At 61.3% G+C, this 17,352-nt stretch carries 17 protein-coding genes; 11 read left to right on the top strand and 6 right to left on the bottom strand.

From position 1 onward, the window contains the following. Window positions 1-504, bottom strand: a complete 504-nt coding sequence (locus ACROHD_RS05945) for a flavin reductase family protein (RefSeq protein ID WP_432676444.1) — start codon at window positions 502-504, stop codon at window positions 1-3. A gap of 127 nt (window positions 505-631) precedes the next feature. Between ACROHD_RS05945 and speB the strand changes: the two genes are divergently transcribed. The 6 genes from speB (at window position 632) to ACROHD_RS05975 (ending at window position 5,313) form a co-directional block, all read left to right on the top strand. Then, a complete protein-coding gene (gene speB, locus ACROHD_RS05950; protein ID WP_432676445.1) occupies window positions 632-1,603 on the top strand; it encodes an agmatinase in 972 nt (323 codons plus the stop codon). 79 nt (window positions 1,604-1,682) lie between these two features. Next, on the top strand, window positions 1,683-2,597 hold the full coding sequence (locus ACROHD_RS05955; RefSeq protein ID WP_432676446.1) for a lysophospholipid acyltransferase family protein: 915 nt from the start codon (window positions 1,683-1,685) through the stop codon (window positions 2,595-2,597). Further along, window positions 2,578-3,390, top strand: coding sequence for a glutamate racemase (locus ACROHD_RS05960; protein WP_432676447.1), 813 nt, complete (start codon window positions 2,578-2,580; stop codon window positions 3,388-3,390). Before ACROHD_RS05955 ends, ACROHD_RS05960 begins: the two co-directional genes overlap by 20 nt. Window positions 3,391-3,470: 80 nt before the next feature. Next, the gene (gene ccmE / locus ACROHD_RS05965) at window positions 3,471-3,941 is read left to right on the top strand and encodes a cytochrome c maturation protein CcmE (RefSeq protein ID WP_432676448.1); all 471 of its coding nucleotides are present in this window, start codon (window positions 3,471-3,473) and stop codon (window positions 3,939-3,941) included. A 242-nt stretch (window positions 3,942-4,183) separates the two neighbouring features. Further along, window positions 4,184-4,795 (top strand): holin-associated N-acetylmuramidase, encoded by a 612-nt coding sequence (locus ACROHD_RS05970; protein ID WP_432676449.1) that lies wholly within the window; start codon window positions 4,184-4,186, stop codon window positions 4,793-4,795. Then, window positions 4,786-5,313, top strand: coding sequence for a holin family protein (locus ACROHD_RS05975; RefSeq protein WP_432676450.1), 528 nt, complete (start codon window positions 4,786-4,788; stop codon window positions 5,311-5,313). The genes ACROHD_RS05970 and ACROHD_RS05975 overlap by 10 nt, the downstream gene beginning before the upstream one ends. Before the next feature lie 17 nt (window positions 5,314-5,330). On the opposite strand, the gene ACROHD_RS05980 is transcribed toward ACROHD_RS05975, so the two are convergent. After that, entirely contained in the window at window positions 5,331-7,757 is a 2,427-nt protein-coding gene (locus ACROHD_RS05980; RefSeq protein WP_432676451.1) for a GcvT family protein, read from the bottom strand. Window positions 7,758-7,964: 207 nt separating this feature from the next. On the opposite strand from ACROHD_RS05980, the gene ACROHD_RS05985 reads away from it, so the two are divergent. Further along, window positions 7,965-8,369 carry a hypothetical protein gene (locus ACROHD_RS05985; protein ID WP_432676452.1) on the top strand — a complete coding sequence of 135 codons (405 nt, stop codon included), beginning with the start codon at window positions 7,965-7,967 and terminating at the stop codon, window positions 8,367-8,369. Window positions 8,370-8,372: 3 nt separating this feature from the next. Here ACROHD_RS05985 and ACROHD_RS05990 read toward each other — a convergent pair whose 3' ends face one another. Together ACROHD_RS05990 and ACROHD_RS05995 are read right to left on the bottom strand one after the other, a co-directional pair. Beyond that, window positions 8,373-9,740, bottom strand: coding sequence for a M20/M25/M40 family metallo-hydrolase (locus ACROHD_RS05990; RefSeq protein WP_432676453.1), 1,368 nt, complete (start codon window positions 9,738-9,740; stop codon window positions 8,373-8,375). Window positions 9,741-9,799: 59 nt separating this feature from the next. Continuing rightward, a complete protein-coding gene (locus ACROHD_RS05995; RefSeq protein ID WP_432676454.1) occupies window positions 9,800-10,531 on the bottom strand; it encodes a VIT1/CCC1 transporter family protein in 732 nt (243 codons plus the stop codon). Window positions 10,532-10,694: 163 nt separating this feature from the next. Here ACROHD_RS05995 and lipA point away from each other — a divergent pair, with 163 nt between their 5' ends. Then, window positions 10,695-11,648, top strand: a complete 954-nt coding sequence (lipA, locus tag ACROHD_RS06000) for a lipoyl synthase (protein ID WP_432676455.1) — start codon at window positions 10,695-10,697, stop codon at window positions 11,646-11,648. 55 nt (window positions 11,649-11,703) lie between these two features. On the opposite strand, the gene ACROHD_RS06005 is transcribed toward lipA, so the two are convergent. Then, entirely contained in the window at window positions 11,704-12,171 is a 468-nt protein-coding gene (locus tag ACROHD_RS06005; protein ID WP_432676456.1) for a hypothetical protein, read from the bottom strand. Window positions 12,172-12,345: 174 nt separating this feature from the next. On the opposite strand from ACROHD_RS06005, the gene ACROHD_RS06010 reads away from it, so the two are divergent. From ACROHD_RS06010 to ACROHD_RS06020, 3 genes are all read left to right on the top strand, one after another. Further along, window positions 12,346-13,617 carry a tetratricopeptide repeat protein gene (locus tag ACROHD_RS06010; protein WP_432676457.1) on the top strand — a complete coding sequence of 424 codons (1,272 nt, stop codon included), beginning with the start codon at window positions 12,346-12,348 and terminating at the stop codon, window positions 13,615-13,617. Window positions 13,618-13,682: 65 nt separating this feature from the next. Further along, window positions 13,683-15,050 carry a tetratricopeptide repeat protein gene (locus tag ACROHD_RS06015; protein ID WP_432676458.1) on the top strand — a complete coding sequence of 456 codons (1,368 nt, stop codon included), beginning with the start codon at window positions 13,683-13,685 and terminating at the stop codon, window positions 15,048-15,050. A gap of 22 nt (window positions 15,051-15,072) precedes the next feature. After that, window positions 15,073-16,416: an SEL1-like repeat protein gene (locus ACROHD_RS06020; protein ID WP_432676459.1), complete on the top strand. Its 1,344-nt coding sequence runs from the start codon at window positions 15,073-15,075 to the stop codon at window positions 16,414-16,416. Here ACROHD_RS06020 and ACROHD_RS06025 read toward each other — a convergent pair. After that, window positions 16,408-17,298: a c-type cytochrome gene (locus ACROHD_RS06025; protein ID WP_432676460.1), complete on the bottom strand. Its 891-nt coding sequence runs from the start codon at window positions 17,296-17,298 to the stop codon at window positions 16,408-16,410. The two genes, ACROHD_RS06020 and ACROHD_RS06025, sit on opposite strands and share 9 nt — an antisense overlap. Window positions 17,299-17,352 lie beyond the last annotated feature (54 nt).

Raw genomic sequence — 17,352 nt, forward strand, 5'->3', positions numbered from 1 at the left:
TCAGTGCTTCTCTGCCCGCAGGTAGCTGCGCATCCCGTAGAGCAGGGGTGATCCTTCAGAGGCGACTCGCACCTCTCGCACCGCGCCGATGCAGATATGGTGAGTGCCGATTTTCTCTGCCGAGACCAGCTCGCAATCGAAGCTGACCAGCGCTTCGTCAAGCATCGGCGCACCGGTTGCGCCGGGCGAGAAGTGGCCCGCGTTGAAACGCTCTCCATCCGGGGGGGCAAGTCTGCCAGAGAAGACATCGGAAATCGCTTGCTGGTCGATACGCAGCACGTTGATGCAGAAGCAGCCGTTTTCCAGCAGCGGCGGCAGCGCCGATGACGCTGCATTCAGGCAGACCAGCATTGTCGGCGCTTCACCATCGGCGCTGACAGAGGTCATGGCGCTGACCGTGATGCCGTGGCGGCCCGCCGGTCCATCGGTTGTGACAACGCTGACCGAGGCGGCCGCACGGCTCATGCCTTCGAGGAAGTGCTGGCGAAGCGTGCTGTCGGGCATGATGGGCTGGCTCCTGTTCTGATGCTTCCCTTGATGTAGCGCCTTCGTAGCTCTTGCAAGGCGGCATTGCCTTTTTCCTCGCGACAGGCTTTGCATGGGGCAAGACGGATACGGGAAAGGGCCGAACATGGCGCTGGAAGACGCGAAGAAGGATATCGACGGGGCGTTCACGCGGACAGATCTGAAGGGCCGCGCCTTTGAAAACACGTTCGGGGGCGCGGTAAGCTTCCTGCGCAGGCGCTACACCAAGGATCTGGCGGGTGTGGACGTGGCCGTGACCGGCGTGCCCTTCGATCAGGCAGTGACCAACCGGCCAGGCACGCGGCTTGGCCCCCGCGCAATCCGCGAGGCAAGCGCGCTGCAGGTCTATGATCCGCCCTACGGATGGGACGGCTATTGCCCACTGACGAGCCTGGCCATCGCAGATTACGGGGATCTGGCCTTCGACTATGCCAATCCGGCCGAGTTCCCCAAGGTGCTGGAGGCCCATGCAGACGGCATCCTGAACCAGGGCGCGGCGATGGTGACGCTTGGCGGGGATCACTCGATCACCCTGCCTCTTTTGCGCGCCCACGCGAAGAAACATGGGCCTGTCGCGCTTCTTCAATTCGACGCCCATACAGACACCTGGCCCGACGATGACCCGGCCCGAGTCGATCACGGCACCTTTGCCTATAAGGCCGTGAAAGAGGGTTTGGTGGATGTCGCCCGCTCTGTTCACGTTGGCATCCGCACGGTGGTCGAGGATAATCTGGGCATCGAAATTCTCGATGCGCGAACGGTGCATGAACAGGGCCCACAGGCCATTGCCGCGCGGGTGAAAGAGATCGTGGGCGATGCGCCTGTCTATCTCAGTTTTGACATTGACTGCCTTGACCCCGCCTATGCCCCAGGCACTGGAACGCCGGTCTGGGGCGGGCTGACCTCGGCACAGGCGGCGATCATTCTGCGCGATATTGCCGGGATCAATCTGGTGGGCGGCGATGTGGTCGAGGTCTCACCCCCGTTCGACAATTCCCAGATCACCGCCGTGGCAGGGGCGCATGTGGCGATGGAACTGCTCTGTCTGTGGGGATGGGTGCGGCGAGACGTGTCATAAAACTGTGACAGGGAAGTGCTGGCAGGAATCGGGTAACGGGCGTATGGCCAATGCATGGTTTTCAGTTCGTGACAGCGCCATGACACGCAAACGACACTCCAAAGAAGAAAAGCAGATCGCACGCGAGATCTCTTACGCACATTCCGCCCGGACCAAGGGCGGGCGGGTGATGATCCGTGCGATGGAAAACTCCACGGGCCGGATAAAACTGATCCGCAAAGCGCAAGGATACGAAACCGAGGTCGCTGCGGGGCGGGACTTCTGGCAGGTGATGGTCGAACGCTACGGGCTGACGCTGGAAGTTGTGGGCGGAAGTCTGGACAACATCCCGCTAGAGGGCCCGGTCATTGCCATTGCAAACCACCCCTACGGCATCCTCGACGGGCTGATGCTGGGGCATATCCTGTCGGTGGCGCGGGGGGATTTCCGCATTCTGGCACATCGGATTTTCCGCAAGGCTGAGGATCTGGACAAGGTCATTCTTCCGATTTCTTTCGACGAGACCAAAGAGGCGGTGGCCCTGAATATCCAGACCCGCAAGACGGCGCTGCGCTATCTCGCGGATGGTGGTGCGATCGGGATCTTTCCGGGCGGGACGGTGTCCACGGCACTGAAACCCTTTGGGCGGCCAATGGACCCCTATTGGCGCAGCTTCACGGCTCGGATGATCACCAAGTCGGATGCAACCGTGGTGCCGATCTTTTTCGAAGGGCATACCAGCCGCCTGTTTCAGCTGGCCAGCCATTTGCACAACACGCTGCGCATGGGGCTGTTGATCAAGGAGTTCCGCAAGCGGGTGAACACGCCGGTGCGCGTGGTCATCGGTGCCCCCATTCCGCGCGCAGAATTGGACCGGTTCGCAGGTGACACACGCGCGATGATGGACTTCCTGCGGCAATCGACCTACGAATTGTCGCCAACACCCATAAACCCGGCTGAAATCGGGTTCGAATTCGAGGAAAAGCATAAGCGAAATGGCGGTCGGGATCTTTGACAGTGGCTTGGGTGGCCTGACGGTTCTGGATGCCGTCAGCAAACGCCTGCCGGATGTGCCCTTTGTCTATTATGGCGATAATGCCCATGCGCCCTACGGGGTTCGGGATGCTGACGATATCTATGCCCTGACCACGGCGGGCGTGCAGCGCCTGTTCGATGCCGGGTGCGATCTGGTGATCCTCGCCTGCAACACCGCAAGCGCCGCCGCTTTGCGCCGGATGCAGGAATCCTGGGTGCCCAAGGACAAACGGGTTCTGGGCGTCTTCGTCCCGTTGATCGAGGCGCTGACCGAACGGCAATGGGGTGACAATTCCCCGCCTCGAGAGGTGGCCGTGAAACATGTTGCGCTCTTTGCGACGCCCGCAACCGTATCGTCGCGCGCTTTTCAGCGAGAGCTGGCGTTTCGCGCCATCGGTGTGGATGTCGAGGCGCAGCCCTGCGGCGGCGTGGTGGACGCGATCGAGGACGGCGACCTGATCCTTGCCGAAGCGTTGGTGCGCAGCCACGTGGAGGCATTGCAGCGGCGGATGCCCAAACCCGAAGCGGCTATTCTTGGCTGCACCCACTACCCTCTGATGGAAGACGTATTCCAGGATGCCCTCGGGGACGGGGTTGCGGTCTACAGTCAGGCCAATCTGGTAGCAGAGAGCCTGGCCGACTATCTTGAGCGGCACCCGGACAAGATCGGGGAGGGAACGGATAGTGCCTTCCTGACCACCGGCGATCCGGCGCGAGTGTCGAACAAGGCGACCCAGTTCCTGCGCCGCAGGATCGAGTTCGCCAAGGCCTGAGGCAACCTGTCATGGGGGCGCCCCTCGACGTGGGACGGGCCCGGGCCTATCTGTGGATCAGTCAGACGCGGAGAAGAGCCATGCGCGGATTGAAGAAACAACGCCGAATTCAGGTGATCATCGTCGCAACAGTGGCGCTGGCCATTTCTGCCGCTCTCATCGGCTATGGCCTGCGGGATGGCATCAATTTCTTCCGCACGCCTTCGGAAGTGGCGGAAACCCCGCCACCGCCGGACGAGGTGTTCCGTATCGGCGGCTTGGTTCTGGAAGGCACGCTGGTGCAGGATGAGGGTCTGGATTTCACCTTCACCGTAACCGATGGCGGGGCCGATATCCCGGTGCGTTATGTCGGCAACGATGCGCCGCCCGATCTGTTCGGTGAGGGGCAGGGCACAGTGGCGACAGGCACGTATGAAGATGGCGTGTTCCTGGCAACGGAATTGCTGGCCCGGCATGACGAAACCTATATGCCCGCCGAAGTGATCGATGCTTTGGAAGCGCAAGGGGTCTACCGGCACACGGAAGATGAGGAACCGGCGCCGAGCTATTGACGGCGAGCGCTCCTCCTCAAGCCCCCTGCGGGAGCCTTCGTCAAAGCGCGCTGCCGCGGCTGTGTGGCGGGGAGTGGGGTGAAGTTAGATCCGTAAGTAGTTGTTTTTACATATATATCTAGGGCGATCACCCTGAAACCCCCTAGGGATATTTTCCAAGACGGGCGGGCCTTAGGGGTTTCTTAATGCTGTTGTGATTGTTTGAAGGTCATCTTGAACCTTGAGCATGGGAGGGCTGAACCATGCTGTCGGTTCGCCAGATTGCGTCTGAAATTGTCGACCGCGAAGGCGGGTATGTGAATGATCCCAATGATCCCGGGGGGGCAACGAATTACGGGGTGACGATCCATACAATGCGCCGTTTGGGGCTGGACCTGGATGGCGACGGGGATGTCGATGAGGCGGATGTGCGCGCCTTGCCGCGGGAACGTGCGGTCGAGATCTTCATTGAACATTACTATTTGCGCCCCCGGATCGCCCAATTGCCGGAAGCATTGCAGCCGACGGTCTTCGACATGCAGGTCAATGCCGGATCGAATGCGGTTCGTATCCTGCAACGGCTGCTGCGGGACATGGGGCTGGAGATTGTCGTAGACGGGGTTATCGGCCCCCAGACCGCAGCGGCAGCGCAGACTGCATATGACAGTGCCGGCCAACGGTTGGTGGACGCTTACGGCATTGCGCGGCGTAACTTTTACTATGGCATTGGCGACCGGCGTCCGGCGTCTCGCCGCTATGCCACGCGCCGTGACGGTGGCAAGGGGGGCTGGATTCGCCGGGCAGAGACGTTCATTTCGCCAGAGTTTCACCTGACGGATGCGGAACATCGCGCGCGAGTGGCGTCATGGGGTTGATGCAGCGGATATTGGGCGGGCCGCAGACCATTGCCGCAGCCGGTGAGGCGGTCAGCGATGTGGCCGAGATCTTTCACGCCAATGAAACACGGGCGATGGAGCTGTCGGCACAGGCGCATCGCGCTGCACTGGACGCGCATGGGGAAGAGTTTCAATACGCACGGCCCGGTCTGTTTGATCGTATTATCAATGGCATAAACCGGATGCCAAGACCGTTTCTGGCGCTTGGGACGATCGGGCTTTTTGTCTTTGCCATGGTTGATCCGGCGGCGTTCTCGGATCGGATGGTGGGGCTGAATGCGGTGCCGGAACCGCTTTGGTGGCTATTGGGCGCGATCGTCAGCTTCTATTTCGGGGCGCGCGAGATGCATTATTTCCGCACGCCCAATGGCGGAACCTTGCCCCGGATGCGGCCCCGCGATCTGGCGGAGGATGCAGAGGACACGGCCACTGATCCGAACCCGGCACTGGAGCGTTGGTTCAGGGAACAAAGGGAAAGCGAAGAGGGCGGGGATTGACCCCCGCCCTCAATGTTTCAGCCGCGCATCCGCTCGAAATTGGCATCGAACAGTGGTGTGTGCTGAGGCTGCGCGTCCAGCATCTGGCCGAGCAGTTCGATGGCCCAGGGCCCTTCGCTGTCCGCAACTTCCTTCGCCACATACCCCATGGCAACCGATTGGCCCGCGTTGTGGGCGTAGCCGCCCGACGTGACCCAACCCACGACCTTGCCATCATGCCAGATCGGTTCATCCCCGATAACATCAGCATCAATGGCGGCCACGGTAAACGCGCGCAGACGCAGTTTGCCGCCGCTGTCACGCTCTGACAGGGCTGCGGATTTGCCGATGAAATCGGCCTCCTTCCCATAGGCGATGAAGCGGTCCAGACCGGCCTCCAGCGGGCCATAGATAGGCCGGAATTCCCGCGCCCACCCGCCGAAGTTCTTTTCGAGCCGCATGGCGTTGAGTGCGCGCAAGCCAAAGGGTTTGAGCCCCAGATCTTTGCCCTCAGCCAACAGCCGATCGAAGACATGGCGCTGGTATTCGGGCTTCATCCAGATTTCGTATCCCAGATCGCCGGTGAAGCTGACACGCCCCACGAGACAGGGGGCAAAGCCCACGTCGATCTTGCGGATATCCATGAAGCGAAACGCCTCGTTTGACACATCGGCGGGGGTCAGTCGTTGCAGCAGCTCGCGCGATTTGGGGCCTGCGATGGAGAGGCCGACCATGCCAAGCCCCACAACTTCCAGCGACACTGACCCGTCTGCGGGCAAGTGCTTTTCGAACCAGCGGGCGTAAAAGACCTCGGCCATGCCGGATCCCGCAAGGAAATACTCGGTCTCGGACAGGCAGGCGACGGTCAAATCGCCCTGAAGCTTGCCGTTTTCCTTCAGCATCGGGGCCAGCGTCATGCGGCCCGGTTTGGGCAGCTTGCAGGCGAGCACCTTGTCGAGGAATGCCGTAGCACCCGCGCCCCGGACGTAGAACTTGGAAAAGCCTGAGATTTCCATCACGCCCACGTCTTCGCGGGTTGCCCGCACCTCTTCCTTGACGTGCTTGAAATCGGTCGAGCGGCGCCAGCTGAATTCATCCTTGGTGCCGTCGGGCGAGAACCACAGCGGCGCTTCCAGCCCCCAGCTATCCCCCATCTGCGCGCCAAGCGACAGCATCCGGTCATAGATCGGCGTGGTCTTGTAGGGGCGGGCGGCCTGCAACTCCTCGTTGGGGAACTTGATCGAGAAACGGCGGGAATAGTTTTCCTGCACCTTGGGGTTGGTGTAGCTCATCGTTGCCCAATCGCCGTAGCGCGCGATGTCCATCGCCCAGACATCGAAGCCGGGGTCGCCTTGGGTGATCCAGTTGGCCAGCGCAAGGCCCACACCGCCACCCTGGCTGAAGCCCGCCATGACGCCACAGGCCGACCACATACCGGGAAGGCCGCGGATGGGGCCAATTAGCGGGTTGCCATCGGGGGCGAAAGTGAAGGGGCCGTTGATGATCTGCTTGATGCCGGCATTGGCGAAGGCGGGGAAATGTTCGAACCCGACCTCCAGCGAGGGCGCGATCCGGTCAATATCGGGTTGCAGCAGTTCGTGCCCGAACTCCCACGGGGTGGTTCTGGTGGACCAGGGCACACAGGCCTTTTCATAGGTGCCCATCAACATTCCGCCGCGTTCCTGACGCAGGTAGAGTTCACCATCGAAATCAACCGCGTGGATCACTTCCTTGCCGGTCTTTTCGTTGATCTCAGCAACCTCCGGCATGTCCTCGGTGATCAGATACATGTGCTCCATCGCCAGAACCGGCAGTTCAAGGCCCACCATGCGGCCCACTTCGCGTGCCCACAAACCGCCCGCGTTCACCACATGGTCACAGGCCACGTCGCCCTTGTTGGTCTTGACGATCCAGCCGCCGTCGCGGGCGCGCAGGATCTCTTCGACCTTGCAATGCTGTTCATAGGACGCGCCCAGTTTCTTCGCCGATTTGGCATAGGCCCAGGTCACGCCAGAGGGGTCCAGATGTCCGTCAACCACGGTTTCAAGCCCGCCCACGAACTGCGCGGGGTCAAGAAGCGGCATCAGCTCATGCGCCTCTTCGGGTGTGATGACGCGGGACTGGATATCCTGATAGCGGCCTTTCGCCATGGTGGATTTCAGCCAGTCGAACCGTTCAGGTGTGGAGGCAAGCATGACGCCGCCGGTCATGTGAAATCCGGTGGACTGGCCCGACAGTTCCTCGATCTCGCGATACAGCTCGATCGTGTATTTCTGTAGCTTTGCCACATTGGGATCGCCGTTGATCGTGTGACAGCCCCCCGCGGCGTGCCAGGTGGAGCCAGAGGTCAGCTCGGACCGTTCCAGCAGCAAGCTGTCGGTCCAGCCTGCCTTGGCCAGATGGTAGAGCACCGAGCAACCAACGACACCGCCACCGATCACCACCACACGTGCCTGGGTCTGCATGAAAATCTCCCGTTTCGCAGTCCTGATTGGCGGACAGATTACCTTGCGTCCTGCACAACGGATCGCACGTTTTCGACAAAGAGGGGGGGCGTTTTGGCGGGAAGGAACCTTGGACAGGCCCACCCGGCTTCGAGAAGCACGCGTTTTGTGATAGGCTTTGTCGGCATCACAAAGGATTCAAGACTTATCACAGACTGGGAGGTTAGAATGATCCGCAATATCGGAAGGGGTCTTCTTCTCATGGCTGCTATGGCGTTTTCAGGGCCCGCAGCCGCATTGAACTGCGACAATCGGGGGGCGAACTGGCAGGGTCGCATCGATCTGCCAAGCGGCATCTACGGATTCGAGCTGAGGCGGTTGACCTGCGCCGGCGACAGCCTTTGGAACTATTACATCTGGAACACGGTTGACCGGTGGGAAGGCACTGCGACAGTGGGCATGGCGGGCATGGCGGGCACGGCGCTGACGGTCAACACGGTCTCGGGGTCTCTAACGGGCTGTTCGCTTTTTGGCACCTGGTATCCGCGCGACACGACGAACGGCATTCCCTATAGCGGACGCGGATCGGCAAGTTGCTTCGGCTCCGGCAGTTGGAGCGCGACGATCCAGTAAGGCCTAGTCCAGCCCCAGATCGGCGCGCGAGGAGGCGCCGATATCGTGGTAAAGCCCTGCCATTAACGTGATGGCCCCGGGGATCATCGCCTTGGGCAGATGCTCGTCCGGCGCATGTTGGCTGCACCCGGGGTAGCTGTGCGGCACCCAGACGGCGGGAAGGCCGAGGGTGTCGGTAAAGACGTGGTTGGGCAGTGACCCGCCAAGCGATGGCAGCAGTACAGGTTCGGCCCCGGTGGTGCGCGCGATGGACGCGCAGGCGAACCGGGCAAAGGGATGATCGGGCGGCGTGGACGAGGCCGGGAAGCGGGCGTCGGGTTCCTTGATTTGCACGTAGTCATATCCATTCGCATCCAGATGTGTTCGGAGCGCGGGCAGGATCGTGTCGGGGTTTAGCCCGGTGACATGACGCAGTTGGATATGGGCGTGGGCCTCTGGCGGGATCGCGTTAACGGGCCGCTCGGGCGTGCCGCAGGTGAAGGCCAGAACCTCGACCGCCGACCATGCGAACACGCGTTCAGCAGGGGTCAGGCCGGGGGTGCCCCATCCGGCGTCAATCTCTCCGCCCGCCGGGGTGATGCCAGACAGGATTTTGCGGGTCGCCTCAGGCACATTGTCGGGCGTCCAGCCGGGAACAAGGCATTCGCCGTGCGGGCCGATGATGCAGGTCAGCGCATGTGCCAACTCGGTGCCGGGATTGCGCAGAAGCCCGCCGAAATTGCCGGAATGGCGACCAGCCTCTCGATGTCGGATCGACAGCTTCACCGTCACAGACCCACGCGCGCCAAGAAACACGGTCGGTTGATCCTGAGACAGGCGCGGCCCGTCAGAAGCCAGCACGAGGTCTGCCTTCAGATCGTCCTTCAGCCCCGCACAGATCGCATCCAGCCTCGGTGATCCAACCTCCTCGCCCATTTCCACCAGCATGTGGCAGTTGAACCCAAGCGCGCCTTTTTCCTCCAGCACCAGCCGAAGCGCGGTCAGGTTGACCAGCAGTTGGCCCTTGTTATCCGCCACGCCGCGCCCGTAAATCCTCCCGTCACGTTCGGTCAGCACCCAAGGGTCCAGCCCGTCGCGCCAGCGCCCCTCCATCCCCGGAACAGTATCGGCATGTCCGTAGCCAAGGATCGTCGGCAGGTCGTCGCCTTCATGGCGGGACAGCACCAGGGCAGGCGGGTGGTCGCCTTCGATCCAGCGGGCGACGAAGCCATGGCCAGCCATCAGCCCGGCAATATGCTTCAGGCAGGTGGTATGGGCCTCATTGCCGCCAGGTTCAGTGGGGAAGGCAACAAGCCTGGCCAGCTCCCTCACGTAATGTTCAAGTGTCTCCGGTGCTGCGGCTCGGGCGGTGATCTGTTCGCGGGCGGTCATCTGGTATCCTCTTGCGGGTTGCCAAGCAGCCTGCCGGTTTTGCCCGGCATTGCAAGCGATTAGCCGCCAACCAGAGCCCCGACTCCATAGGCCACAAATGCGCAGATGCCGCCGACGATGACCGTTTCGCCAATACAGCGGAGTGCCGATTCCCGCGTCACGCGCCACCGCAGAGCCCCAAGACCGAACAGCGCCAGGAAGGTCGCGGCGACAGAGACGGGGAAGGCCAGAGTCGTTTCCATGCCGATCAGATAGGGGGCAAGCGGGACCGATCCGAGCGTGATGAAAGCGGCAAAGGTCGACAGCCCGTCGCCGACGGGATTGGTGCTGCGCGGGTCCGTCATCTCGAATTCATAAGCCATCATCAGATCGGCGGCAAAATCATGGTTGCGCATCAGGATGATGGCAACCTTGTCTGCATCGTCCCCCGCCATGCCACGTTCCCTCAGCATCTGTTGCAGCTCGGCCTGCTCTCCGACCGGGTCGGTGACGAGTTCCTGCAACTCCATCCTTCGGCGCGTGTTGTAGAGATCGCGTTGCGACCGGCCTGAAAGGAATTCTCCCAGCCCCATCGACACCCCGTCGGCGAAAAGGTTTGCCAAACCGAAGACCAAAACGGCCAGCGCGCCAATCTGCGCGGTGTTTTCGGCAGAGGCCCCGGCAAAGCCTGCGACGATGGCGAAGGTGGTGACAATACCGTCATTGCCGCCATAGACGATCTGCTTGAGAAACTCCTGCGCGCGCGTGATATGATGATCTTGCGTGCGGTGCTTCGCCCAGTTGATGGCCATTGCGGTCCCCCCTGATTGCACAGGCAGTCTGACCGCAGTGGTTGGCAATGACAACCGCACCCTGCGCCAAGGAATCGCAGATTTGCATAGCCGCTTCCCGCCTTCTGTGGGGTTACTTTTGGATTGTTTAGCGTTAAATAGTTTGCAGTTGGAGGAACACCCGATGCGCGATCTCAAGATCCCCGAACAGCGCCACCCCGAAAAGGCACGCCGCCCGGACAACCCGCAGCCCAAGAAACCGTCTTGGATTCGGGTCAAGGCGCCTGTTGGCGAAGGGTACAAGAAAACCCACAAGATCATGCGAGAGCACAAGCTGGTGACAGTCTGCGAAGAGGCGGGCTGCCCCAATGCCGGTGAATGCTGGAGCCAGGGCCACGCCACCATGATGATCATGGGCGAGGTCTGCACACGCGCCTGCACCTTCTGCAACATCGCGACCGGTAAGCCGCCAGAGGATCTGGATGTGTTCGAGCCTGGCCGTGTCGCGGATGCGGTTCAGAAACTGGGGCTCAATCACGTGGTGATCACCTCCGTCGATCGCGACGATATCGAGGATGGCGGGGCTGAACATTTCGCCCAGACCATCCGCGCCATTCGCCACCGCAGCCCCGGCACGACGATCGAGATTCTGACGCCCGATTTCATCCGCTGCGCGCCCGAGGCGCTTGAGGTCGTGGTTGCGGCAAAGCCTGACGTGTTCAACCACAATCTTGAAACCGTGCCGGGCCTTTACCCCGAGGTGCGTCCCGGTGCCCGCTACTTCCATTCGCTGCGTCTCTTGCAGCGGGTGAAGGAACTGGACCCGACCATGTTCACCAAATCCGGCATCATGGTGGGCCTGGGCGAGGACAGGCAGGCGGTGATTCAGGTCATGGAGGACATGCGCGCCGCCGATATCGACTTCCTGACCATTGGCCAGTACCTGCAACCGACGCCCAAGCACCATGCGGTCGACCGGTTTGTAACGCCCGAGGAATTCAAGGCCTATGAAAAGGCCGCCTACAACAAGGGTTTCCTGATGGTCTCGGCCACCCCCCTGACGCGATCGAGCTATCATGCGGGTGACGACTTCGCTCGATTGCGTGAAGCGCGGCTGAAGAAGCTGGGACAGGTCTGAAACGAACAACCCCGGCGCAAGGCCGGGGTTTTCTTTTGCGGGTACGTGTCGGGGATCAGGCGCCCCAATAAACGGGCGTGCCCGGATAATCTTCGATCGCCCATGATTCACCGCCCGATGCGTAGGTCGTGCCGTCGTTGCTCGTGTAGACGACGTTGCCAGTGGCCGGATCGACCAGTGGGCTGTCGAAGTTGTAGCCTTCGGGCATATCGGCGATGGCTTCCTGTTGCGCCCAGTAATAGGTGGCACCATTGTTGCCGGGTGCGAGGCCTGCGCCGATGTTGTAGTAGTCCTGCGATGTGCGGCCGCTCCAAGTCCAGGATCCGTCTCCGCCGCCACCAAAGCTGGTCGAGATGACCTGGTTTTCCATCTGGCTGCCGACGTCACCGCTTAGGTCTTCGACACCGGAACTGACCACAGCCATTGTGGCAAGGCCAAGGCCGACCAGACCGGCCGTCAGGACAACCCAATCGACCGTAACCGCGCCGCTTTCGTCGGATAAATAGTTTGTAACATATGACATTTTTCTGCTCTCCTAATCAGCGTAGCTCACGTCAACACTACTCTGCACAACGAATACCCTTCAAAGTTGAACGAACGAAGGAGACATGCGGGCCATTCCAAGGCAGCAGAAAATGACCTGCTATGTGTCAGGCATGATAAGGTGCGATCATTCACTGTATGCGAGAGGTGCAATATGCAATTTGACAGATTTGGATTGGACCTTTCGACAGACTCCGCTCTGGCTGCCAGTGCCTATCAGGATGGGGTCGACCTGTTCCTTGCCGGTCAATCCGGCGTGACAGAGGCGCTTCGAGCCGCACTCGCCGCCGATCCCGATTTCACCCCGGCCCATGTTGCCTTGGCCCGACATCACCAAAGCTTTGGCCACATGACACAATCGAAAGCGGCGCTTGATGCGGCGCGAGGGTGCGACTGCGCGCTGACCCCGCGCGAAGCGGCGCAGTTGGAGATTTTCGGCCACTTGATCGAAGGGCGTCCGGCAAAGGGCTATGCGCTGATCCGCGCGCATATCCTTGAATATCCCCGCGACGCGCTTGTCGCGCAGACCCTTCTGGGTGTGTTCAGCCTGATCGGCTTTTCTGGCCGGGTCGGGCGCGAGGCTGAGCATCTGGCAGTGGCCGAATACCTTGCACCGCATTACGAGGGCGATTGGTGGTTCCCTGCGCAGATGGCCTTTGCCCATTTGGAACTGGGACAGTTTCAGCAGGCGGAAATACAGATCGAACAGGCGCTTGCGGGCAACAAGGACAGCGCCCACGCTGCCCATATCCGCGCGCATCTTTACTACGAGGTCGGGGAAAGCGCCGAAGGGTTGGCGTTTCTAGGCACCTGGATGCGCGGCTATGACAGGGCCGGTCTGATGCATTGCCACAACAATTGGCACGTGGCGCTATGGACCATGGCCAGCGGTGATGAAGCCGGGATGTGGCGGGTTGTGGATGAGGATCTGGCCCCCGGTGTGTCGCAAAGCCCTGCGATCAATGTGGTGACTGATCTGGCGGCGCTTTACTACCGGGCGTCTCTGGCCGGGGTTGCGATCGGGGCGGAGCGTTGGAAGACGCTTGGGGATTATGCGCTTCAGGCCTTTCCCAAGCCAGGCATGGGCTTTGTCGATATTCATGCGGCTCTGATCCACGCCATGAGTGGAAATAAAGACGCGCTTGACCGGATCATCAGCGATGCCAAAGGACCGATTGGCGATCTGGTTCCGGGATGCGCCGAGGCGTTCCGCGCCATTGCCTCTCAGGATTGGGCGGGGGCCGAAGCTCGGTTGATTCCGGTGGTGGCGCAATCGGAACGGGTTGGCGGCAGCCGGGCGCAGCGCGACATTCTCGAATTCGCTTTGATGAACGCACAGATTCGTCAGGGCCGGGCGGAGGAGGCGCTGCGTCTTCTGGCCCTGCGCCGCCCCAATATCGACGCGCCGGTGCACCTGACCCACTGACGGCAAAGCGTTTTGCGATTTCACCATGTTGCGCTAGCATTCCCGCATTTAAGGGAGGTTTTGCCATGGTCCGCTTTCGCGTCCGTCTGACGGCTGCTGTCGTTTTTCTGTTGCTTTTTCCCCTGACGGTCCATGCCGATTGGCTGGAAGATGCCCGTGCGGCCTATTCAGCCGGCGACTATGCGACGGCACGGCAATTGTCTGAACCGATGGCCGAGGCGGGTGATCCCGCGGCGCTCAATATCCTCGGGGTGATCTATTTCCACGGTTCAGGCGTAGCGCAGGATACGCAGCGTGGGCTCGACTATTACGAAGCCGCTGCGGCGCAGGGATATGCGATTGCTCAGTCGAACCTGGCATGGATCTACTACAAGGGCGTGAATGGCGCCCCGCGAAACCTCGCCCGCGCCCGTGACCTGGCCGAGGCTGCCGCCGAAGCGGGCAATGCCGAAGCGTTGAATACGCTAGGTGCCATGTTCGAGGAAGGTGCTTTTTGCGATCCAGATTACGCCGCTGCCGTCGAGCATTACCGTCTGGCCATGGATGGCGGGTCTGCGGATGCGCACAGCAATCTGGGTGCGCTGTTCGCCCAGGGGCTTGGTGTGCCACAAGACGACACTCAGGCGCGGCTCCTGTTTGAACAGGCGGCCGCACTCGACCATGCGCAAGGCACCCGTAACCTGGCCTATTTGATGGAGCGAGGACGGGGTGGCCTACAGGATATTCCTGGCGCGATTGCGCTCTATCGGCGGGCGATTGAGCTTGGGTATGCCGGGGCGGGCAATGATCTTGGTATTCTGCTGATGAACGGTGCGGCAGGTCTGTCCCCAGACCCGGCTGCAGCGGCAGAGGCCTATGAACAGGGCACGGCATTGGGCCATGACTGGGCGCCAGCAAATCTGGGCTATCTGCTGTCGGACGGGGATGCGAGCGTTCCCGACGACATCGACCGGGCGGTGGTGCTTTATCATCTTGCCTATGAACGCGGGAATGCCGACGCCCTGTCGGACCTGGCCTACATGTACTGGGATGGTGAAGGTGTTGCGCAGGACCATGCCGAGGCGCGTCGGCTGTTGCGGATACTTGCCGATGATAATGTGCCGTCGGCGATTAGCGATCTGGGTTTCATGGAAGAAACCGGGCTGCTTGGGCCGGCCGATCTGACTGCTGCGGCCACGCTTTATGAGCAGGCTGCGCGGTTGGGCTATCCATTTGCGGCCTGGAACCTGGCCAGCCTTTTGCTGAACCCTGACAATCCTGCCGCCGATCCGGTCGAGGGCCATGCATGGTGTAACTGGGCGATAACGCGCGAGACCAACCCAGAGGAGCGCGCGCGCTACAGTGAGGATTGCGGAACTCTGCCAGAGAGTTTTGCGAATGAAGATGTCGAGGCCGTCGCCAGCCGTACGGAGGAGCTGCTGACGACCTATTGACCCTAATCAGGAGGAGACCATCATGAATATCAAAGCTCTTTCCGTTGCCGCAATGCTTTGCCTTGCGACCCCGCTTCACGCGCAGACCGCTGACGATGCCATACAGGCCTATCGCGATGGCGATTACGCGCAAGCGTTGGCGATTTCCCGGCCCCTGGCGAATTCAGGTGACGCCGTGGCACTGAACATGATGGGCATTCTCTACGAAAATGGCCTTGGGGTGCCTGCGGACGGATTCCGCGCGGCAAGCTATTATCAGGGTGCTGCCGATCAGGATCTGCCGCAGGCGCTGAACAATCTAGCCGACCACTATCTCGATGGCTGGGACGGGCAGGAGCCGCGCCCGGATCTGGCCATTCCGCTGTTGTTGCGGGCCGAGGGCATGGGCTATGCCGGTGTCTACAACAATCTGGGCGTATCCTATTTCGAGGGCCATTTCGGCACCCCGGATTCCCGTCGCGCGATGGAATATTTCCGCCGCTCCCATGAGGCAGGGTATGTAGACGGCACTGCCAATGTGGCTTGGATGTATGCCCATGGCGAAGGCGTCGCGGAAGATCAGATTGAAGCGCGGCGTTACTATGTTCTTGCCCACGAAAATGACGGGCCCCTTTGGGCTTTGGAAAACCTGGCGGACATGTGGCGCGAGGGCGAAGGCGGTCCGGTGGACTTGTCTCAGGCCGTTGCGCTTTATGAAGAGGCCGCCGAGCGGGGCAGCGCCTATGGGGCAAACTGGCTTGGATATTACTATGACAACGGCGAAGGCGGTCTGCCGGTCGATTACGAACGCGCCGTGGCGTATTTCCAGCTGGCGGCCGAACAGGGCAGCACGACGGGCTATTACAACCTTGGCTCGATGTATGAAGGCGGGCGCGGGGTCGAGGAAGACGCTGAAATGGCCCGCCACTACTATCAACTTGCCGCTGATCAGGGGGACGCGGAAGCGGCCTATGAGCTGGCGATCATGTATTGGCACGGGCAGCTTGGCTATGTCGATGAAATCGAGGCCCGTCGCATGATGGAGCTGGCGGTGGACCGCGAGGCGGAACTGGCCTTTGGCGATCTTGGTCTGATGTTGCGCAACGGTGTTGGCGGCGGGCGCGACCTGCTGCGGGCGGCCGAGATGTTCGAGCGTGGGCTTGCCGAAAATGACTCTCTGGCCTTCGTAAACATGGGCGAAGTCGTCTCCGACCCCGCATTTCCTGACCACGATCCGGTGCGCGGTTTGGCGCTGTGCCTGCGTGCGGTCGAGATCACCACGAACGAAGAACGGCAGGCGCAGTATGTTCGGCGCTGCAACCGGTTGGCACGCGTGCTTAGCCCCGCGCAGCAAAGCGACGCGCGGGCGATGGTTGGATCACTCTAGGGGCGGCAGTGCCTGAAGATAGGCCGCAATAGCGGCGCGGTCGGCGTCTGGCAGGTGGGCCATGTTCAGGATCACTTCGGCCATTTCGCCGCCGGCGCTGTCAAATTCGGGCGTGAACCCGTCGCGCAGGTAATTGGCGATGTCAGAGGCTGACCAGGTCAGTGCGGCGGGGGTGATATTGGGAATACGCCCCTCGCCTGACGGGTTCGGTGCCCCGGCCAGCCAATTGGCATAGTCCAACCCGCCAAGAGCGTTGCGAGGCGTGTGGCATTCACCGCAATGACCGAGCGATTCCACAAGGTAGCGCCCGCGCATCACCTCTGGGGACAGGTCATCGCCCTGCATCACCCAGTCATCCGATGCAAACAGCAGCTTCCAGCCCCCGAGCGAGCGGCGGATCGAAAAGGGAAAGCCCACGTCATGATCGCGCGAGGGTGTGGTATCGGCGGGCAGGGTCTGCATGAAGGCCCAAAGATCCTGCAAATCGGTCATGCCCGCGCGGGCATAGGTGGTGTAGGGAAAGGCGGGGAAGTAGTGCTGCCCCTCGGGGCTGACCCCGCGCATGACGGCGTTTAGGAAGTCGGCTTCTGACCAGCTGCCTATGCCATTCTCGACATCCATCGAGATATTGGGCGCATAGAACGTCCCGAAATCGGAAGGAAAGCCGCGGCCCCCGGCAAGGATCAGGCGCTCCTCCCCGTCTGCTTCCTCGGCTGCGTGGCAAGAGGCGCATCCGGCGGCCCAGAACACCAGTTCTCCATGTTCTGCATCCCCTTCGCGGGAGGGAATATCAGACGTTGAAAGCGGCGCAGGGGCGGTTAGATACCAGCCGATTGCGGCACCCAGAATAGCAAGACCGAGGAGAAACCGGAGAAATCGCATGTGAAAACAGCCTTTGATTGGGGCGGCCCTGCGCAAGTGCAGAGCAGCCCCAAG

This window comes from Nioella aestuarii (assembly GCF_050896395.1).
Taxonomy (GTDB): domain Bacteria; phylum Pseudomonadota; class Alphaproteobacteria; order Rhodobacterales; family Rhodobacteraceae; genus Nioella; species Nioella aestuarii.

Bases quoted from the DNA above. Each gene is read 5' to 3' on its own strand.
- ACROHD_RS05945 (WP_432676444.1), bottom strand. From the start codon at position 504: ATGCCCGACAGCACGCTTCGCCAGCACTTCCTCGAAGGCATGAGCCGT.
- speB (WP_432676445.1), top strand. From the start codon at position 632: ATGGCGCTGGAAGACGCGAAGAAGGATATCGACGGGGCGTTCACGCGG.
- ACROHD_RS05955 (WP_432676446.1), top strand. From the start codon at position 1,683: ATGACACGCAAACGACACTCCAAAGAAGAAAAGCAGATCGCACGCGAG.
- ACROHD_RS05960 (WP_432676447.1), top strand. From the start codon at position 2,578: ATGGCGGTCGGGATCTTTGACAGTGGCTTGGGTGGCCTGACGGTTCTG.
- ccmE (WP_432676448.1), top strand. From the start codon at position 3,471: ATGCGCGGATTGAAGAAACAACGCCGAATTCAGGTGATCATCGTCGCA.
- ACROHD_RS05970 (WP_432676449.1), top strand. From the start codon at position 4,184: ATGCTGTCGGTTCGCCAGATTGCGTCTGAAATTGTCGACCGCGAAGGC.
- ACROHD_RS05975 (WP_432676450.1), top strand. From the start codon at position 4,786: ATGGGGTTGATGCAGCGGATATTGGGCGGGCCGCAGACCATTGCCGCA.
- ACROHD_RS05980 (WP_432676451.1), bottom strand. From the start codon at position 7,757: ATGCAGACCCAGGCACGTGTGGTGGTGATCGGTGGCGGTGTCGTTGGT.
- ACROHD_RS05985 (WP_432676452.1), top strand. From the start codon at position 7,965: ATGATCCGCAATATCGGAAGGGGTCTTCTTCTCATGGCTGCTATGGCG.
- ACROHD_RS05990 (WP_432676453.1), bottom strand. From the start codon at position 9,740: ATGACCGCCCGCGAACAGATCACCGCCCGAGCCGCAGCACCGGAGACA.
- ACROHD_RS05995 (WP_432676454.1), bottom strand. From the start codon at position 10,531: ATGGCCATCAACTGGGCGAAGCACCGCACGCAAGATCATCATATCACG.
- lipA (WP_432676455.1), top strand. From the start codon at position 10,695: ATGCGCGATCTCAAGATCCCCGAACAGCGCCACCCCGAAAAGGCACGC.
- ACROHD_RS06005 (WP_432676456.1), bottom strand. From the start codon at position 12,171: ATGTCATATGTTACAAACTATTTATCCGACGAAAGCGGCGCGGTTACG.
- ACROHD_RS06010 (WP_432676457.1), top strand. From the start codon at position 12,346: ATGCAATTTGACAGATTTGGATTGGACCTTTCGACAGACTCCGCTCTG.
- ACROHD_RS06015 (WP_432676458.1), top strand. From the start codon at position 13,683: ATGGTCCGCTTTCGCGTCCGTCTGACGGCTGCTGTCGTTTTTCTGTTG.
- ACROHD_RS06020 (WP_432676459.1), top strand. From the start codon at position 15,073: ATGAATATCAAAGCTCTTTCCGTTGCCGCAATGCTTTGCCTTGCGACC.
- ACROHD_RS06025 (WP_432676460.1), bottom strand. From the start codon at position 17,298: ATGCGATTTCTCCGGTTTCTCCTCGGTCTTGCTATTCTGGGTGCCGCA.